At 27.2% G+C, this 894-nt stretch carries 2 protein-coding genes; both read right to left on the reverse strand.

The features are described 5' to 3' along the window. Nucleotides 1–53: 53 nt before the first annotated feature. Nucleotides 54–683, reverse strand: a complete 630-nt coding sequence (locus NBRC110019_RS16710) for a hypothetical protein (RefSeq protein WP_281756607.1) — start codon at nucleotides 681–683, stop codon at nucleotides 54–56. Nucleotides 684–702: 19 nt separating this feature from the next. After that, on the reverse strand, nucleotides 703–894 hold a 192-nt coding region (locus NBRC110019_RS16715; protein ID WP_281756608.1), incomplete at its 5' end, for a hypothetical protein.

Genomic DNA, 894 nt, shown 5'->3' on the forward strand with positions numbered 1-894 from the left:
TGTATACCCCACGGCAACCCAAAAACAACTTATTAGAGTAAAGAAAAAGAGCTTCATTTTTTCTCGAATTTGTTTTCTTGTTCTTCACTAATTAACGTAAAAGAGTTGTTATTTAGTTCTTTTAGAAAATAGATTTTCTTTTCATTGTAAGTAGGTATTGGGTTTAAAGGAGATAAAAAGACTTTAATAATGTAATTGTAGCTGCCGTCAATAGTAAAATTATATGGAGTGAATCCTAAAGATGAAGCAGTGAAATTATATAGAGAATCTGTTTTCAATAATTGAATCAAACCTTCTCCATTCTTATTAGTTATAGCGTTATATTTTCTAGGATTTACTTTTTCAAATATATTTACTTGGTTTAATACTAATGATGATGAGTCTAAGCAAAAAATTTTAAATTTAACGTCTATTGTAGGTGAACTATTAGCATAAGTTTTCTTTATACTATATGAAATAGGGTGGGGTATTAAGCTATCATAAACAAAAGTTAAGCTGTCATTGGTTATATAATAATGCCCTTTCCCATGAAATGTCTGTTCTATACTCCCTCCTTTTTTATGTTCAAAACAACTTTTATTGGTAAAAGTGAATGTTTCGTAAAATTCGTTTGAGTTGTCTTTTTTAGTGTATGTACCGTTTTGAATTTTTTGAGCAAACCCTAGGTTTACTTCTATAAACATTATAAAAAAGATTAATAAATTAATTACATGATGTACCTTGTGCATTGTTGTTTCCTTTTAGTTCATTGTAAATTATTGTAGCACTTTGTTGTCTATTATACACTTCAATATTATTTTTTTTATAGGATATTAAAGTAACCGTAAGTATGTCTTGATAGTCATTACTATCATATAACGGTTTTTGTAAAGAGTACTTTGTTAGTTTAGTAAT

Origin of the sequence: Neptunitalea chrysea (assembly GCF_027924145.1) — a bacterium.
Classification (GTDB): domain Bacteria; phylum Bacteroidota; class Bacteroidia; order Flavobacteriales; family Flavobacteriaceae; genus Neptunitalea; species Neptunitalea chrysea.